Origin of the sequence: Catellatospora paridis (genome assembly GCF_009720365.1) — a bacterium.
GTDB classification, from domain to species: Bacteria; Actinomycetota; Actinomycetes; order Mycobacteriales; family Micromonosporaceae; genus Catellatospora; species Catellatospora paridis.
Window position 1 is genome coordinate 265,753 of record NZ_WBZD01000020.1, and the last position, 17,370, is coordinate 283,122.

Genomic DNA, 17,370 nt, shown 5'->3' on the forward strand with positions numbered 1-17,370 from the left:
CCGGGTCGGCATTTCTGCTGGTTGCAAGCCTGCGCTCGGCTATGCCGGCGCAGCCGGAACGAGAGGAACCTCGATGCCCACCAAGTCGCCCGCGAAGGCCGCCGCGGCCCGCGGCAGCCAGCCCATGCTGCACCAGAAGGGCGTGCAGATCCAGGAGTTCGGCACCGTACGCCAGCTCCCGGTGGGCCTGTCCCACGACGCCCGGATGTACTCGTGCGAGCGGCTGAACCAGTGCCTCGCCGACTCGCAGATCCTCTATGGCCTCTACAAGAAGCACCACTGGCTGATGCGCGGCCCGACGTTCTACCAGCTGCACCTGCTGCTGGACAAGCACGCGGGCGAGCAGCTGGCGCTCATCGACACCATCGCCGAGCGGGTGCAGACACTCGGCGGCGTGGCCATCGGCGACCCCCGCCACGTCGCGGAGATCACCGTCATCAAGCGCCCGCCGGACGGCGTCGAGGAGGTGCCCGCGATGATCTCCCGCCTGCTGGAGGCGCACGAGACCATCCTGATCGCCGCGCACGACGCCGCCAAGCGCGCGGACGAGATGGGCGACGACGGCACGAACGACCTGCTCGTGTCGGACGTGATCCGCACCGGCGAGCTGCAGGCCTGGTTCCTCGCCGAGCACCTGGTGGACACCCCGCTCGTCGAGTCCTGACCCGCGCCGCGCGCGCCCCAAGGTCGCTCGACCTGCCAGGCACCTGTGCGTATCTTGACCGCACAGCTGCTCATGTGCCTGGCAAGTCGAGCGATCAAGCGATGTACGTGGCGGGGGTTCCCAGGTCGGGTTGCTCGCGTACTTCGACCACCGGCCGGGCGGGTTCGGCGTCGAGTTCGAGCACGATGATCTCGTTGTCGCCCTCGCGCAGCAGCGGCCACGGCACGTAGAGGGTGACCTGCGGACCCGCCTCCCAGTACCGGCCGAGGTTGAACCCGTTGACCCAGACGTAGCCCTTGTGCCACCCGGGCAGCGCGAGGAACGCGTCGCGCACCTCGCCGACGCGCAGCACGCCACGGTGGAACACCGGCCCGGCCGCGCCGGTCGCCCGCCCCCACGGCAGCGCCGAGAGGTCGTCCAGCGGCACCGGGTCGATCTCGTACCCGTGCAGGAACTGCTGGCCGTGGAAGACCCCGCCCACGATGCCCTTGCGCTCCCCCACCAGCGGGCCGTAGTTCACCCGGCCCATCGCCTCCACCACGAGGGTCACGTCGGCCGCGGCGCCGTCGACCGGCACCGGCAGCCCGCTCGGCTCGTTGCGGTCGAGGATGCCGGCCGGTGATCCGTCCACCAGCACCAGCGCGCGATCGTGCAGCCCCTTGACGCGCAGCTGGTGGCCGGTTCGCGGCCCGGGGATCCTGGTTCGGTAGACAGCCAGCCCGTACGCCTGGCCGAGCTCCTCGAAGGTCTTCGTCGTGGCGCTGTGCACGGTGCCGGTGGACAGCACGTCCAGGCAGTCCAGCAGCGACAGGCGCTGCGTCAGCTCGACCTGCCCGGCGGGCAGCGTCCTGGGCTGCTCCGACGGCGGGTCGGGCAGCTCCACGCCCCGCCCCAGCACCTCGCGGAACGCCCAGTACTTCGGCGTCAGCGCACCGTGCTCGCTCAGCGGGGCGTCGTAGTCGTAGGACGTCACGTCGGGCAGGTACACGTCGTCGAGGTGTTCGCCGACCGCGTTGGCACCGGCCAGAAAGCCGAAACTGGTGCCGCCGTGCGCCATGTAGAGGTTGACCGACGCCCCCGCGTCCACCATCTCGGCCAGCGTCGCCGCCGCCTCCGCCGCGGGCCGTACGTGGTGGTCCTTGCCGTGGTGGTCGAACCAGCCGTTCCAGTACTCCATGCAGAACGACGGCCAGCGGCGCAGCGCGCCCATCTCGGCGAACCGCTCCGCCGGGCGGCTGCCGAAGTTGGCCGTGGCGTAGACGTCGTCGAGCGTGCCCCCGGTGACCATCAGGTCGGTCGGGCCGTCGGAGGTGAACAGCGGCACCTCGATGCCCCGGGCGCGCAGTCCGTCGGCCAGGTGGCGCAGGTAGCGCCGGTCCGAGCCGTACGAGCCGTACTCGTTCTCGACCTGGACCATCAGCACGTTGCCGCCCCGGGTCACCTGGTGCTCCACCAGATGCGGCACGAGCTGGTCGAAGAACCGGTCGACCGGCTCCAGGAAACGGGGGTCACAGCAGCGCAGCGGGATCTCCTCGGTGGCCCGCAGCCAGGCCGGCAGGCCGCCGTTGTCCCACTCCGCGCAGATGTACGGCCCCGGCCGCACGATCGCGTACAGGCCCGCGTCCGCCGCTTCGGCCAGGAAGCGCCCCAGGTCGACGCGTCCGCCGAAGTCGAACTCGCCCGGCCGCGGCTCGTGCAGGTTCCACGGCACGTAGGTCTCGATCGTGTTCAGGCCCATCGCGCGCAGCTTGCGCAGCCGGTCGCCCCACTGCTCGGGCAGCACCCGGAAGTAGTGGATCGCCCCGGAGAGCACCTGGAACGGTTTGCCGTCGAGCTCTAGGGCGTCCGGCGTGACGGTGAAGACTGGCATGGTCGCGGAGTCTAGACCAATGGAAAGCGCTTTCACCAGCCTCCGGGTGTGCTTTCGTCACCGACACCGCCACCGTCGCGTAACCGGTTACCCGCACCGCGAAAGTGCGGGGCGGTCCGTGGTTCCCAGCCCGGTAGGAAACCACGATCCGCCCCGCACGCAGGAAGCGGTCAGGCCCGGCCGGCGAGGCCGCCCTCGTCGAGCAGTCGGAGTGCCTCGTCGGCGGCGGCCGCGTCGACCAGGATCTGGTAGTGGTCGGCCTGCATCGCCGACACCGAGGAGAAGTCGCGGCGACCGCCGGTGAGCGCGTGGCCGGCGAGGCCGAACAGCCCGCCCGCGACCGCGCCGAAGGCCGCGCCGTACAGGATGAGCAGCAGCAGCGAGATCAGCGGTGTGACCCAGTTGAAGAAGCCGAACAGCCAGGCGAACAGCGCACCGAGCAGGGCTCCGCTCACCGCGCCGTGCACGGCGGCCCGCCACGACGTCATCCGCCCGGTGACCTGCTCGACCAGGCTGAGCCCGCGACCGGCGATCGCGGTGCGCTCGACCGGGAACCCGTTGTCGGACAGGTGGTCGACGGCCCGCTCCGCCTCGGCATAGGTGTCGTAGGTCGCGACGACGACCTGTCCGGCGGCGCGGCTGTCCGCGGCCCATTCGGTCTGTGTCATGGGAGCCTTCCTCATCACGGCTGACGTTGCCGGGCGGATACCCGCGGTGCGGGCTCGCCAACCGTGTCCGTGCACACCCGACGTTCGCCGTCAGCGGACGGCGGGCCGGGTGCCGGGAGCGAAGCGGAACTGGACCGCCTCCATCAGCGAGCGGCGTCGGGTGTTGTGGAAGGCCGCCACCCGCCAGCCGTCGGGTTCGCGTACCAGCGTGTAGGTCTGGACCTTCGTCGGTGCGGGGCTGCGGTGTCCTTTGTAGGTGTCGCCGCGGCCGACGACCACGGCGGTGTCCGGGCCGAGGAAGGTGGTGGCGATCGTCTCCCCGGCCAGCCGGGTGCCCTTGGTGAACGCCTTGAACAGCGCGCGATGGCTCTCCGTGATGTCGGCGCGGCCCCGGTAGACGGTGCCGACGAAGGTCACGTAGCTGGCGTCGGCGGTGAAGGCGCGGCCGAACGCGTCGGCGTCGGCGGCCTCCCAGGCTGCTGCGATCGAGGCGAGGAGCTGCTCGATCGCCACCAGGTCGGCGGTGCGGTCGGGGTGGTTCACGTGTTCCTCCCTGGTCGGCCGGGCCTAGCATGGCTCCGGACACACAGAAACTGCATACATGCAATATCTGCACGTATGCAGAGACTAGCGCAGAGGGAGCCGCCACGCCATGGCCGACGCCACGCCGCCCACCGGCCTGCCACAGGGAGCGCACCAGGTCTTCCGGCGCTACCTCGACGCGATGACCGCCCACGCCCAAGCCGCATCCGACGCGGCGGGCATGCACCCGACCGACTGGGCCGCGCTCAGCACGCTGAACCTCGCCGGCCGCCTGACCTCGGGCGAGCTGGCCGAGCGCACCGGGCTGACCACGGGCGCGACCACCCGGCTGATCGACCGGCTGGAACGCGCCGGGCACGTACGCCGGGTCGCCGACGCCACCGACCGCCGCCGGGTGCTGGTCGAGCCCGTGCCGAAGCTGGACGTGGACAGCATCGTCGGGCCTGCCCGGCAGCGGCTCGGCGAGGTGTTCCAGGGGTACCGGCCGGACGAGCTGGCGGTGCTGTTCGACTACTTCGCCCGCGCCGCCGACGCCCTGCTCACCGCCACCCACGAGGTCCGCGCCGACACCGCCCGCCGGGCCGACCGCCCCTGAGGCCGCCCGCGGCTCGGAAGATCGTCAACCGGTGGCCGGGCCCCGGTCCTGGAACTGGTACGTGGTGGTCAGGTTTTCGGGGAGGTCGGGGACGAGGGTGTCGGGGCCGTCGACGACTTGGACGTAACGCCTGCCCTGGAAGAGCGACCAGGTCCCGTCGGCGACCTGCTCGATCCTGAACAGCTGCGCCTGTTCGGCCTGGTCGCACACCCGCCCGCGCACGCTGCCCGGCGCGGCGTCGTGCACCGCGGTCATGCACACGCGTTCGGCACCGCGCGGTGCGGCCAGCACGATCCGGAAGCGGTCCCCCTCGGGCCGCAGCACCCAGGTCGACCGGTCGTCGATTCCCTGCTCGGCGGTGGCCCGCACCCGGTCGTCGTCACGGCCGATCGCCAGCACGGCACCGCGCATGCTCGGCACCACGATCCTGACCTGCCGCCGGCCGTCGAGCATCTCCCGAGGACCCACCGAACCGGTCACGGACGCGACGGCCGACGGGATCGTGCTTGCCTGGTCGGCAGGGGTTGCGGCACCGTCGCGTGCCTGAAGCAGGGCGGTTCCGGCAGCCAGGACCAGCACGACCAGTCCCGCCCCGGTGACCGCGGTACGGCGGCGCCGACGCCGGTCGCCGCGCTCGCGCAGCGCCTGACCGGCAGGCAGCTTCGCGGCCCGGCGGGCTCCGTCGGCGATCGAGGCGAGGTCGTCGTGCAGATCAGCCATGGGGAGCCTCCTCGTGGTGCGCCTCGGTCAGCATCCCGGCCATCGCCCTGCGGCCGCGGGCGAGGTACGTCTTGACGGTCCCGACGGGCTTGCCCATCTCGGTCGCCACGTCGGCGACGCTCATGTCGTTCAGGTGGTGCAGCACGACGGCTTGGCGCTCCACGGCGCTCAACTGCTGTAACGCCTGCAGCAGGGCGACGTGGTCCTCGGTGAGTCCGGGCACGCTGGTGTCGACGGCAGCCCGGCGGTGTGCGCGGATCCGGTTGAACGCCTTGCGCCAGGCGCTCACCGCGATCCGGGAGGCGACCCGGCGGACCCACGCCTCCGGGCTGTCCGCCTCACGGACCGCCGGCCAGCGCTGCCAGGCCCGGGTGAACGCCTCGGCGACGGCATCCTCGGCCTCGCTGCGGTTGCCGGTCAGCGTGTAGACGTGACCCACGACCCGTCCCGCACAGGCGGCGTAGAAGGCGTCGAACTCCTCGGCGTCACTCGTCCGGCCTGTGCCACCGAAGCCTCGTCCCGTGGTCACCCGGCGAATGCAACCCGGCTCGGCCCGGCCGCCGACCGGCACGGGGCGGCATTGTGTCCGCCGTCACACCAAGGTGATCAACCGGTGGACGGCGCCAGACGTCATCGTGCCGTCCCGGGAGACACCCGGTGGCGGAGAGGACGATGTGCGACGACGGCAACGACACGCACTGACAGCCGGGGTGCTCGCTACTGCGCTGGTCACTGCGGCCATCGCGGCTCAGCCCGCGACCGCTTCGGCGACGGGGAGCCTGAGCGCTCCACCCGGCACCGGGCAGAAGACCACCGGCACGCCCCGCGCCTTCACCCTGATCACCGGGGACCGGGTGTCCATGGACGCGACCGGTCACCTGGACATCCAGCGCGGACCGGGGCGGTCCGCGATGCGGTTCGTGAGCACCCGGGAGGACGGCCACCAGTACGTCGTCCCGGCCGACGCGATGCCGCTGCTGCGCGACGGGCGGCTCGACCGGCGGCTGTTCGACCTCACCGCGCTCGGCGGTTTCGGCTACGACGACCGGGCGGCCGAACTGCCGCTGCTGGTCGCGTACCCGGCGGACAGCGCCGCGCAGGCGCGGTCGGCCGTCGTCGGCGGCGACGCGCGGGTGCGGGCCGACCTGCCCGCCGCCGACGTGCTCGCGGTGCGGGCGGGGGTGCAAGACCGGGCGGACCTCTGGTCGTCGCTGACCCGCGGTAGTTCCTCGCAGCGCACGCTGACCGCCGGGGTCAGCCGCATCTGGCTGGACGGCAAGCGGCGCGTCTCGCTGGACCACAGCGTGCCGCAGATCGGCGCGCCGTCGGCCTGGCAGGCCGGATTCGACGGTACGGGTGTCACGGTCGGCGTGCTGGACACCGGGATCGACGCCGCCCACCCCGACTTCGCCGGGCAGCTCGCCGCGGTCCGCGACTTCACCGGCGGGAACGACCCGACGGACAACGTCGGCCACGGCACCCACGTGGCCTCGACCATCGCGGGCACCGGTGCCGCCTCGAACGGCGCGTACCGCGGGGTGGCGCCTGGTGCGAAGCTGGTCATCGGCAAGGTCTGCGCCACGAACGAATGCCAGGACTCCGACGTCATCGCCGGTATGGAATGGGCCGCGTCGCAGGCCAAGGTGGTCAACGTGAGCCTGGGCGACACCGACCGGCCGGGACTCGACCCGCTGGAGACCGCGGTCCAGGACCTGAGCCGCCGGTACGGCACCCTGTTCGTCGTCGCGGCGGGCAACGAGGGCAAGCCTAAGTCGATCTCCTCGCCCTCCACCGTGGACGAGGCGCTCGCCGTCGGCGCGGTCGACGCCGACGACCAAAGGGCGTACTTCTCCAGCAAGGGTCCCCGCCTCGGCGACAACCACATCAAGCCCGACATCAGCGCGCCCGGCGTCGACATCGTCGCGGCCGCCCCCGGCGGCGGCTACCAGCCCATGGCGGGCACCTCAATGGCCACCCCGCACGTGGCGGGCACGGCGGCGATCCTCGCCGGGCAGCACCCGGACTGGACCGGCCCGCAGCTCAAGGCCGCGCTGATGGACTCCACCAAGCCCGGCGGCGAGGACAGCCTCTACGAGCAGGGTGCGGGGCGGGTCGACATCGGCCGCGCGGTCGCCCAGCCGGTCGCCGCCGAGATCGGCGCGATCGACTTCCCGGTCCAGCGTTGGCCGCACCCCGACGACACCCCGTTCACACAGGTCATCGGCTACCGCAACGCGGGCACCGCACCGGTCACGCTGACTCTGGGCGTCGTCAACGCCCCGGCGGGCATGCTCACCGTCAGCCCGGCCACCCTGGTCGTGCCGGCCGGCGGCCGCGCCGAGGCGACGGTCACCGTCGACACCCGGGTCGACACCCCCGACGGCGTCTACCAGGGCGCGGTCACGGCCACCGGGGCCGGCGACCTGCGGGTGCGCACCGTGTTCGCGCTCGACAAGGAGATCGAGAGCTACGACGTACGGCTGCCCCACCTCGGCCGCGACGGCAAGCCGGCCACGGACTACGAGACCGTGGCGGCGAACCTGGCCACCGGCGAGTTCACCACCCTGACCGGGACCCCGGGCGGCGGCACGATGCGGCTGCCCAAGGGCCGCTACGCGCTGTACAGCACGATCCACGAGGGCAGCGTGTCGACGCTGCTCGTACAGCCGGTCCTGGACGTGCGCGGGCCGATCACCGAAGCGCTCGACGCGCGTACCGCCAAGCCGGTCGCGCTGACCGTGCCGCAGCGCGACGCCGCCCCGATGGCCGTCAACATCAGCGCCAACTGGGACGACGGCCTGCGCTACCCGGGTGTCCAGCTCAGTGGGGTGTCGTTCCAGGACGTCTTCTTCGGCCGGATCGGGCCCGCCGTGGCGGCACCGGAGTTCGCGGTGACGCTCGGTGTCGGGCTGGCCCGGCCTGGCAAGGACGGAACCTTCCGGAACAGCCCCTACACGTACGACCTCGCGTACGTGAGCAAGGGCGACATGTTCACGGGCCTGGCCCGGAAGCTGTCCCCGGCGAACGTCGCCACCGTCCAGGCGGTCTACCGCAGCCAGTCGGCCACGGCCACCGCGGTGCGCTACCACCGCGCGGCAGCCCCCGGCGGCCCCGGTCCGATCGGCTCGAACACGGCGATCGACCTGCCGTTCCGCGCCACCGAGTACTACAACACCGACGGCGGGCTGATCTGGACGTCGACCTTCGTCGAGGGCGCGAACTCCACCAGCCAGGAGTCGACCTACCAGCCGGGGAAGACGTACACCCAGACCTGGAACGCGGCGCCGTTCGGGCCGACGGTGCTGGACGCCCCGACCTGGTCGCCGACGGGATACGCGGGCCGTGACGGTGACGTGATCACGGTCCAGCCGGCCATGTTCGCCGATGCGGCCGGCCGCCCCCTCGGGCGCGACGACCTCCAGGTCCACCTGCGGTTGTCGCGCAACGGCAAGGAGATCGGCACGGCCGAGGGCTCGTACGCGGAGTTCACGGTCCCCGCCGCGAAGGCCGCGTACAAGCTGGAGGCGACCGTCACCCGCGGCGCGCCGGACACCCTGTCGACGTCGGTCTCGGTGGCCTGGACCTTCACCTCGGCGCACACCGCCGCGCCGGAGCGGTTCCCGCTGACCACGGCCCGGCCGACGCCTCTGCTCGACGACACCAACTCCGCCCGGGCAGGGCGGCCCACGGCCATCCCGGTGGTGCTGGACCGACACACCACGACGGCGTCCGCGCCGTGCCGGGAACTCGGCGTCGAGGCTTCCTCCGACGACGGCCGGACGTGGGTCAGGCTGCCCGTGATCTGGGGAACTGCCTTCATCAGCCACCCGAAGCGGCCCGGCTTCGTGTCCCTGCGGGTGAAGGCCACCGACACGGCAGGCAACACAGTCACGCAGACGATCGTGCGCGCCTACCGCATCGCCTGACCCAGAACGGACAGGGCCCGGCGGCAATCCGCCGGGCCCTGTCCATGTCCGAAGGCCGCATCCGCAGCCGGTACTTTCCGCGTTTGCACCTCGCGGTTTCCGCGTTTGCGGCGCCGTGTCCGCGTCCGACGCCGTCGCCGTGCCGGACTAGATGACGCCCTTGAGCAGCTGGCGCGCCATCACGATGCGCTGGACCTGGTTGGTGCCCTCGTAGATTTGGGTGATCTTGGCGTCGCGCATCATGCGTTCCAGCGGGAAGTCCTTGGTGTAGCCGTAGCCGCCGAGGAGCTGGACCGCGTCGGTGGTGATCGCCATGGCCGTGTCGGAGGCGAAGCACTTGGCGGCCGCGCCGAAGTAGGTCAGGTCGGCGTCGCCGCGCTCGGAGCGGGCCGCGGCGGCGTAGGTCAGCTCGCGGGCGGCGGTGAGCTTCATGCCCATGTCGGCGAGCATGAACTGCACGCCCTGGAAGTCCGCGATCGGCTTGCCGAACTGGCGGCGCTCCTTGACGTAGTCCAGGGCCGCGTCCAGCGCGCCCTGGGCGATGCCGACAGCCTGGGCGGCGATGGTGACCCGGGTGTGGTCCAGGGTGCGCATGGCGGTGGCGAAGCCGGTGCCGGGCTCGCCGATCATCCGGTCGGCGGGGATGCGCACGTTGTCGAGGTACACCTCGCGGGTGGGCGAGCCCTTGATGCCGAGTTTCTTCTCCGGCGCGCCGAAGCTGACGCCCGGATCGGACTTCTCGACCACGAAGGCGGAGATGCCCTTGGCGCCGACGCCGGGCTCGGTGACCGCGAAGACGGTGTAGTACTCGCTGACGCCGGCGTTGGTGATCCAGCGCTTCACGCCGTTGAGAATATAGTGATCTTCATCACGAACTGCCCGAGTTGTCATGGCGGCCGCGTCGCTGCCGGCCTCGGGCTCGGAGAGGCAGTACGAGAACATGCCTTCGCCGGAGGCGACCTTGGGCAGGTAACGCTGCTTGAGCTCGGCCGATCCGGCCAGCAGCAGCGGCATGGTGCCCAGCTTGTTCACGGCCGGGATCAGCGAGGACGAGGCGCAGGCGCGAGCGACCTCCTCGATGACGATCGCGGTGGCGAGCGCGTCCGCGCCGGCCCCGCCGTACTCCTCGGGGATGTGCGGAGCGTGGAAGTCCGAGGCTCGCAGCGCATCGAAGCTGGCCTGCGGGAACTCGCTCGTTTCGTCCGCTTCAGCGGCGTGCGGGGCGACCTTGGCGTCGCAGACCTCCCGCACCGCCTCGCGGATCGCCACGTGCTCCTCGGAGAGCTGGTACAGCGCGAACACCCGAGACCTCCTCTGAACCGACCTTCGTATGGGGCGTACCGGTCGGTAGCTTAACGCTCGATCAGCAAAGGTCGTCCAGCGCCTGCCGGTAAACTTTCATTGGGATGGTCCAGGGCGTAGGCTCTTCAACTGCTCAAACCTGATGCCCCCACCCCTTGCGGATCAAGGAGACGAGAAGCGTGACGCTCCCGTACGCGAGCCAGCCTGCCCCGGTCACCCCGCCGTCAGGCGCCGCCCGGCCCCGACTGACCTTCATCGGCACCGGTTACCTGGGAGCCACCTACGCCATCTGCTATGCCGAACTCGGTTACGAGGTCATCGGGTTCGACGTGGACGTCGACAAGATCGAGAAGCTGGGCAAGGGCGAGGTGCCCTTCCACGAGCCCGGACTCGACGAGATGCTGCGCCGCAACCTGGCCGCGGGCCGGTTGCGCTTCACCACGTCGTACCAGGAGACGGCCGACTTCGGCGACGTCCACTTCATCTGTGTGGGCACCCCGCAGCGCGCCAGCGGTCTGGGCGCCGACCTCACCTACGTCGAGGCGTCGGTCAGCAACCTGGCCCAGCACCTGAGCCGCAAGGCCCTGATCGTCGGCAAGTCCACCGTGCCGGTGGGCACCGCCGAGTGGGTCGAGCAGCTGGTCGCCAAGCACGCGCGCCCGGAGCTGGCCGTCGAGGTCGCCTGGAGCCCCGAGTTCCTGCAGGAGGGCTTCGCCGTCGACGACGTCATGCGGCCCAACCGCATCGTCGTGGCCACCAAGACCGAGTGGTCGAACTCGCTGCTGCACGCCGCCCACAAGGGCGTCTTCGACCTGGCCGCCACCGAGGACCGCGAGGTGCCGGTGGTCTCCACCGACTTCGCCACCGCCGAGCTGGTCAAGGTCGCCGCGAACTCGTTCCTGGCCACCAAGATCTCCTTCATCAACGCGATGGCCGAGGTCTGCGAGGTCGCCGGTGGCGACATCACCCAGCTGGCCCGCGCGCTCGGCTACGACCCGCGCATCGGCAACCGGTTCCTGCAGTCGGGCGTCGGCTTCGGCGGCGGCTGCCTGCCCAAGGACATCCGCGCCTTCCAGGCCCGCGCCCAGGAGCTGGGCGCCGGTGAGGCGCTGCGCTTCCTGCACGAGGTCGACCTGATCAACCTGCGCCGCCGCCAGCGGGTCCTCAACCTCGCCGCCGGTCTGCTCGGCCGCAAGTTCGGCCCGGCCGGCCCGGACCTGTCCGGCGCGCGTATCGCCGTGCTCGGCGCGACCTTCAAGCCCAACTCCGACGACGTACGCGACGCGCCGGCGCTCGCCGTGGCGGCCATGCTGTCCCGTGCCGGTGCCACGGTGCACGTGTACGACCCGCAGGGCATGGAGAACGCGAAGCGGGCGCTGCCCGAGGTCGAGTACGCCAAGTCGATGGTCGACGCCGTCACCGACGCCGACCTGGTCTGCGTGCTCACCGAGTGGGCCGAGTTCCGCAACGCCGACCCGGTCGCCCTCGGCGCCGTCGCCGCGACCAAGCTCGTCGTCGACGGGCGCAACTGCCTCGACGCGACCGCCTGGAAGTCCGCGGGCTGGACGCTGCGCGCGCTGGGCCGCCCGACGGTCTGACCGCACCACGCGAAGGGCCCATCCGCATACCGCGGGTGGGCCCTTTCGCATGCGTGACGCTCCGTGCGTCCCGCCCGGCCACTAGCTGACTGAAATGGGGCTTTTCAAAGGTCACTCCTATTAGGCATGCTGCTGCTGAGTGGATCCATACGCCGCGTCGTCATCCGGTGACGTGCCGGGAGTCGGAGGTAGCCATGGCTGCGGCCACCAGCACGTGCTCGATGTGTGGCCGGGAACGTGATCCCTCGGTGCGCTGCCCGCACTGCGGCAACACCCCTGAGCAGCTCGCGGCCGAGGTGAACCGGCTCAACAAGGCCATCGCCGACATGAACGCCGAGGACCTGCGCCTGTCCGGCGAGCGCAAGAAGCTGAGCAGCAAGCTGCAGGCGGCGCTGTACCAGCGCGACATCCTCGCCCACGCCGAAGCGCAGCGGCAGAAGAAGGCCGCGCCCAAGCAGCGTCGCTGGCTCCCGCGCCCGCCCGGCGCGCAGACTCCCGCCGCACCGCCCTCCGCGCCGCCGGGCACCCGGCACCCGGACACTGGCACCACCACAGCCGACGAGTCCGGCGTGCCCCGGCAGGCGCCCACGGTCCCTCGCGAGCGCACGGCACCGCGCAACGGCGGCACGCGGCCGGAGGGCATGGGACGGCGGGAGGGCGGTACGCGGGTCGCGCCGCTGCCGCCGTCGCCGGCCGAGCCGCCGCCCGAGGCGTCCGCGCGCTCGGTGCAGAACATCATGCTCGCGCTGGGTTCGCTGCTGCTCGGCATCGCCGCGGTGGTGTTCGCCGCCGTCGCGCTCAGCAACGTCGCCCCCGGCATCCGGCTCACCGTGCTGGCGCTGGCCACCGCCCTGCTGCTCGGCATCGCGCCGAGCCTGGTCCGGGGCGGGCTCTCGGCGACCGCGGAGGCGCTGGCCGCGGTCGGTCTGGCCCTGCTGCCGGTCGACGGATACCTGCTGGCGCAGTTGAGCCTGATCGACACGTCGCTGGTGATCGTCGCCGGGCTGGTCTTCGCCGCCACCGCCGCGATCGCCTACCTCTACCACCGGGCCACCGGCCTGACCATCCCGCGGTACGCGGTGGTGATCGCCATCCAGCCGGTGCTGCCGCTGCTGGTGTACGACCTGATCAACGGTCCCGCCGGCTGGGCCGTGGTGCTGACCGTGGTCGCCGCGCAGAACGCCGTGATCGCGCGCGCCGTCGAGCTGGCCAACGTCCCCGCCCGCCCCGGCCCGCCGCCGCGCCTGGCCACCCCCGCCCCCGCGGGCGCCTCGACCACCGTTCTTCCACCGGACACGACATCGGGCGCGCAGGCGGCGGGCGAGGCCGACGCGGTCGGTCATCCCGGCGACGGCATCCCGACAGTGGCCCGTCCCACCCGGACCGCCGGGCTGCCGGAGGGCCTCGCCACCTTCATGCGGCGGCCCGAAACCGCCGCCACGACGACCCGGCGGTCCGCATTCTGGCTGCGCGAACTGGCCTGGGTGCTGCACGGGCTGGCCATCGCCGCCGCCACCGTGTACGCCGTGGCCGCCCTGCTCACCGCCGATACGCTGCCGTCGGTGCTGCGCGCCTCGGCAGCCCTGCTGCTGGCGGTCGGGGTGGCCCTGGTCGGCGCGCTGATGCTGCGCCGGGCGCCGCTCAACGAACTCGCGGCCGGGGCCATGGTGCTGGCCGTCATCGGCTCCGCGGCACGGGTCGCCGTGGTCGCCCTGCCCGACCGGGCGCTGCTGGTCATCGCCGCCGCCGTGGCGATCACCGGCCTGGGCGTGCGGGCCATCCCGGAGCCGACCCGGCGCGGCCCGCAGCTCGCCTCCACCCTCGCCCTGGTCGTGATCAGCCTGTTCACCGCGGGCAGCGCGCTGCGTGCGGCGCTCGCCCCGGTCGCCGCGGCGTGGCCGTTCGGCAGCGCCGACGTGGCCGGGTTCGCCGCCGAGATCGCGCAGCGGGCCGGGCACCCCGGCTGGCCGCTGGTCGCCACGATCGCCCTGCTCACCATCGCGGCCGCGCTGGCGCTGCCGGCGGCCTGGCGGCACGAGACCGTGGTGGCGGGCGCGGCGCTCACCGCGCTGGCCGCACCGGCCTCGCTGGGGCTGGACTGGGTGGCCACCCAGTGGCTGCTGGCCGCCGCCGCGATCGCGCTGCTGGCCGCCGGGATCGGCGTCGCGGGGATCGGCTCCGCCGAGGGCGGCGCGCCCTGGGCCGCGGCCACCCCCCGGGCGGCCCGCGCCCACCTGATCGCGTCGTTCCTGGTCGGCGCCACGGCGGTCGGCGTCGCGCTGGCGCACACCTGGTCCACCGCCGGGCTGATGGTCGCGTACACCCTGGCTGGGGTGCTGCTCGCGGCAGCGCAGCGGGTGCTGCCCACGCCGCCCGCTACCGGGCTGCTCGGCGACGCCGCGGCCGGGGCCGCCGCGTTCGCCGCGCCGGTCGCGGTCGGCACCGGCGTGCTCACCGTCTTCCCGGCGGCCGGGCGGCAGGTCGCGCTCGCCGCCGCCTTCCTCGCCTGTGCCGCCACCCTGGCCCTGGTCGCGGCCCGCCTGGTCGCGCACCGCCGCATCGGCACCCCGCTCTCGCTCGGCGCGGGCCTGGGCGCGCTGGTCGTGGCCGGGGCGGCGTTCGGCACGGCCGAGGCGGGCGTGCTCGACGCCGGACTGGGCGCACTGCTGCTGGTCTCGGCGATCCTGCTGGCCCTGGCCCCGTCCATCGACTCCGGTCGCCGCGCCGACCGCGCCCTGGACGGCGCGGACCTCGCCGCCGCGGCGGTCACCACGGCGATGATCGCCGCCCTGGCCCGGGTCGCGCACCTGGTCGCCCCGCAGTACTGGCTGGTGCTGTCGGCGCTGCTGGTGCTCGCGGTGGGGGTCACCGTCCGGCTGCTCCCGCAGGAGCTGCGTCGCGGGCCCGTCGCCGGCAGCGCGATGGCCGGCGGCATCCTGGTGCTCATCGCGGGCTATCCGGCGCTGGCCGGCGGGATCAAGGCGCTCGCCCTGCCCGGTGAGCTGTGGGCCGCCGATCTGGCCCCGGTCGGCGGCGGGGTGGAGTTCGGCTGGCAGGCTCCTGCCGCGCTGGTGGTGCTCGCCGTGGCCGCGGCGGTGGTGCTGCCCCCGCCGCGCAGCCACCAGGCCGCCGCGGTCGCCGCGATCCTCGCCACCGTCGGGACCCCGGTCGCGCTCGGCTGGCCCTGGTGGGCGCCGATCGTGCTGGGCCTGACCATCGCCACCGGGTACGCCCTGGCGGCGGCCGTGGCCGAGGACGCCCGGGCCGGGTACACCCGGCTTGCGGTCGCCACCGCGGTCGCGCTGCACGCGCTCGGCGCGAGCCTGGTGCGCCCGTGGACCACCGCCGCGGCACTCGGCATGATCGCCCTCGTCGGGGCGGCGCTGGTGCTGATGGCGGTGCTGATGACCCAGCAGGCCGAGCAGGCGGACGCGCCGCCGCCCGCGCACCTCGACGTGCTCGGCGGCGCGGGCGTGCTCGCCGTGCTGCTGGCCGGCCCCGCGGCGCTGGCCGCGTTCGCCGCGAGCGTCGGCAAGGAGCCCGACGTTCTGCTGACCGCCGCACTCGGCGGGGTCAGCATCGGGCTGGCGGCGCTGGCCGCGGCCCGCCGGCCCGCCGCGCCCTATCTCGGCTGGGGCACCGTCGGCGTGGCGATCTCCGGCACGCTGATCGCCCTGCTGGCGCTCGCGAACGGGCACCCCGCCGGGGTGTACGCCGCCGCGGCGGTGCTGCTCGTGGTGCTCGCCGAACTGCTGCGCACCACCACCCGCGACCAGCTCGGCCTCACCCCCGAGCGGGTCGCCGTGCCGAAACCGCGCCGGGTGCCCAAGGAGGGGCCGCAGCGCTGGCGCGTCGGGTTCGACAGCCGCCAGGAGCTGATCGAACGCAGCCGCCGCTTCCCGTCGTACCCGGGCGCGATGGCCGCCGCCGCGGCAGCCGCACCGGCCTTCATCGCGCTCACCTCGCTGGCGCCCGCGCTGCACACCGCGCTCGTCCGCCCGTACGACAGCCTGAACGCGATCTGGCAAGGGCCGCCCGCCGCCACCACGGTCGCCGCAGACGTCGCCGCGGTGCTGACCGCGGTGCTGCTCACCGTCGCCGCGGGCATCGCCGCGGTCGGCTTCGGCGGCGGCCCCACCCGGGCCGTCTCCGTCGTGGTGCCCGGTGCCGCGGTGACGCTGCTGATCGCGCCGACCGGCCTGGGGCTGGCGTGGCCGGCGAGCGTACTGGCGGGGCTCGGGGTGTTCACGGTCTGCATGCTCAGCGTCGCGCTCACCGAGCCGCCGTCCGGCGAGGACGTCGACCGGCCAGTCCGGGCCGCCCGCGTCGCGGTGCTGCTGCTCGGCCTCATCGCGGGCGGCGCGGGCCTGGCCGGTGCGCTGGCCACGCCGGGGCTGACCATCTTCACGTTCGGCGGCGCGGTCGCCGTCGGAGCCGTCGCCGCGCTCGGCGGCAGGAGCCAGCGCGCCCGCATCCTGGGCTGGCTCGGCGCGGCGCTGGCCGCGCAGCTGTTCGTGCTGACCGTCAGCCTGCGTATCGGCGCGAAGCCGGAGTGGGCGGCGTTCGGCGTGCTGGGCGTCGGCGCGATCCTGATCGTCGGCGTGGCCCTGCACCCCCGGTTCACCCGTCCCGAGGCGCTGCGCGAGGCCAGCGCGGTCGAGTGGGCCGGCTACACCGCCGGGGTGATCGCCCTGGCCCTGGCCGTACGCGCCCCGTCACAGGTCGCGGCCCTGCTCGTCGGCTGGGGTGCGGTGCTCGGCATCGCCGCGACCCGGGCCGGGCGCCCCACCGCGCAGCGCAGGGTGCTGTTCTGGGCCGCCGCGGGCAGCGAGATCGCCGCCTGGTGGCTCATCATGCGCAGCGCCGACATCGCCCTGCCGGAGGCGTACACACTGCCGTTCGCGCTGCTCGCGCTCGTGGTCGGGCTGCTGGAACTGCGGCAGCGCCCGCAACTGGGCAGCTGGGCCGCGTACGGGCCGGCGCTGATCGCGGGCTTCGGCCCGACCGTGGTGGTCGTGCTGGTCACCGACACCAACCCGATCCGCGAGGTCGGCCTGCTCGTCGCGGCCATCCTCACCCTGGTGATCGGCTCCCGCTACGGCCAGCAGGCCCCCGTGGCGATCGGCACGGCCGTCACCGTCATCGCCGCCCTGCACGCCCTCACCCTGGTCGGCACCACCTGGCTGGGCGTCCTCGTCGGCGGCATCGTCCTCATCGTCCTGGGCGCCAACTCCGAACGCCGCCGCCGAGCCGCCGACCGCTACAAACAATTCCGCTGACCCGCGCCCTGCCCACCACCGCGGGATCATGGCGCACCATGATCATCGGACTTGCCAGGCACCTGTGCGTATCAACGGTCAAGATACGCACAGGTGCCCGGCAAGTTCAGCGATCAACGGCCACGAGCGGGTCCGGCGATCTTGGTCACGCCGGCTTCGGAGGCACCGCCCGGCGAAATGCGCCGATGGCCCGAACCATCGCGCC

General features: G+C 73.1%; 11 protein-coding genes. 5 read left to right on the forward strand and 6 right to left on the reverse strand.

Annotated features, from left to right (window positions below):
• Positions 1 to 73: 73 nt before the first annotated feature.
• Positions 74 to 664, forward strand: coding sequence for a Dps family protein (locus F9C41_RS33775; protein ID WP_155390897.1), 591 nt, complete (start codon positions 74 to 76; stop codon positions 662 to 664).
• Between the two features lie 94 nt (positions 665 to 758).
• Here the strand turns inward: F9C41_RS33775 and F9C41_RS33780 are convergent, their stop codons facing one another.
• The 3 genes from F9C41_RS33780 to F9C41_RS33790 all read right to left on the reverse strand — a co-directional run bounded on the left by F9C41_RS33780 (position 759) and on the right by F9C41_RS33790 (position 3,745).
• Entirely contained in the window at positions 759 to 2,534 is a 1,776-nt protein-coding gene (locus F9C41_RS33780) for a glycoside hydrolase family 35 protein (RefSeq protein ID WP_155390898.1), read from the reverse strand.
• Between the two features lie 170 nt (positions 2,535 to 2,704).
• A complete protein-coding gene (locus F9C41_RS33785; protein WP_155390899.1) occupies positions 2,705 to 3,202 on the reverse strand; it encodes a YflT domain-containing protein in 498 nt (165 codons plus the stop codon).
• Between the two features lie 90 nt (positions 3,203 to 3,292).
• Positions 3,293 to 3,745: an SgcJ/EcaC family oxidoreductase gene (locus F9C41_RS33790; RefSeq protein WP_155390900.1), complete on the reverse strand. Its 453-nt coding sequence runs from the start codon at positions 3,743 to 3,745 to the stop codon at positions 3,293 to 3,295.
• A gap of 109 nt (positions 3,746 to 3,854) precedes the next feature.
• Here F9C41_RS33790 and F9C41_RS33795 point away from each other — a divergent pair, with 109 nt between their 5' ends.
• Entirely contained in the window at positions 3,855 to 4,340 is a 486-nt protein-coding gene (locus F9C41_RS33795; RefSeq protein ID WP_155390901.1) for a MarR family winged helix-turn-helix transcriptional regulator, read from the forward strand.
• Positions 4,341 to 4,364: 24 nt separating this feature from the next.
• Here the strand turns inward: F9C41_RS33795 and F9C41_RS33800 are convergent, their stop codons facing one another.
• Positions 4,365 to 5,060: a hypothetical protein gene (locus F9C41_RS33800; RefSeq protein WP_155390902.1), complete on the reverse strand. Its 696-nt coding sequence runs from the start codon at positions 5,058 to 5,060 to the stop codon at positions 4,365 to 4,367.
• Positions 5,053 to 5,589: an RNA polymerase sigma factor gene (locus F9C41_RS33805; RefSeq protein WP_155390903.1), complete on the reverse strand. Its 537-nt coding sequence runs from the start codon at positions 5,587 to 5,589 to the stop codon at positions 5,053 to 5,055. The genes F9C41_RS33800 and F9C41_RS33805 overlap by 8 nt, the downstream gene beginning before the upstream one ends.
• A gap of 181 nt (positions 5,590 to 5,770) precedes the next feature.
• On the opposite strand from F9C41_RS33805, the gene F9C41_RS33810 reads away from it, so the two are divergent.
• A complete protein-coding gene (locus F9C41_RS33810) occupies positions 5,771 to 8,986 on the forward strand; it encodes a S8 family peptidase (protein ID WP_155390904.1) in 3,216 nt (1,071 codons plus the stop codon).
• 147 nt (positions 8,987 to 9,133) lie between these two features.
• On the opposite strand, the gene F9C41_RS33815 is transcribed toward F9C41_RS33810, so the two are convergent.
• Positions 9,134 to 10,288, reverse strand: a complete 1,155-nt coding sequence (locus F9C41_RS33815; protein WP_196280064.1) for an acyl-CoA dehydrogenase family protein — start codon at positions 10,286 to 10,288, stop codon at positions 9,134 to 9,136.
• 245 nt (positions 10,289 to 10,533) lie between these two features.
• Here F9C41_RS33815 and F9C41_RS33820 point away from each other — a divergent pair, with 245 nt between their 5' ends.
• Together F9C41_RS33820 and F9C41_RS33825 are read left to right on the forward strand one after the other, a co-directional pair.
• Complete coding sequence (locus tag F9C41_RS33820) at positions 10,534 to 11,886, forward strand: UDP-glucose dehydrogenase family protein (protein ID WP_407924765.1); 1,353 nt, start codon at positions 10,534 to 10,536, stop codon at positions 11,884 to 11,886.
• 194 nt (positions 11,887 to 12,080) lie between these two features.
• A complete protein-coding gene (locus tag F9C41_RS33825) occupies positions 12,081 to 17,165 on the forward strand; it encodes an SCO7613 C-terminal domain-containing membrane protein (protein ID WP_155390907.1) in 5,085 nt (1,694 codons plus the stop codon).
• Positions 17,166 to 17,370: the final 205 nt, after the last annotated feature.

What these genes read in the sequence shown, in the direction of transcription:
- F9C41_RS33775 (WP_155390897.1), top strand. Translation starts at nt 74, where the DNA reads ATGCCCACCAAGTCGCCCGCGAAGGCCGCCGCGGCCCGCGGCAGCCAG.
- F9C41_RS33780 (WP_155390898.1), bottom strand. Translation starts at nt 2,534, where the DNA reads ATGCCAGTCTTCACCGTCACGCCGGACGCCCTAGAGCTCGACGGCAAA.
- F9C41_RS33785 (WP_155390899.1), bottom strand. Translation starts at nt 3,202, where the DNA reads ATGACACAGACCGAATGGGCCGCGGACAGCCGCGCCGCCGGACAGGTC.
- F9C41_RS33795 (WP_155390901.1), top strand. Translation starts at nt 3,855, where the DNA reads ATGGCCGACGCCACGCCGCCCACCGGCCTGCCACAGGGAGCGCACCAG.
- F9C41_RS33800 (WP_155390902.1), bottom strand. Translation starts at nt 5,060, where the DNA reads ATGGCTGATCTGCACGACGACCTCGCCTCGATCGCCGACGGAGCCCGC.
- F9C41_RS33825 (WP_155390907.1), top strand. Translation starts at nt 12,081, where the DNA reads ATGGCTGCGGCCACCAGCACGTGCTCGATGTGTGGCCGGGAACGTGAT.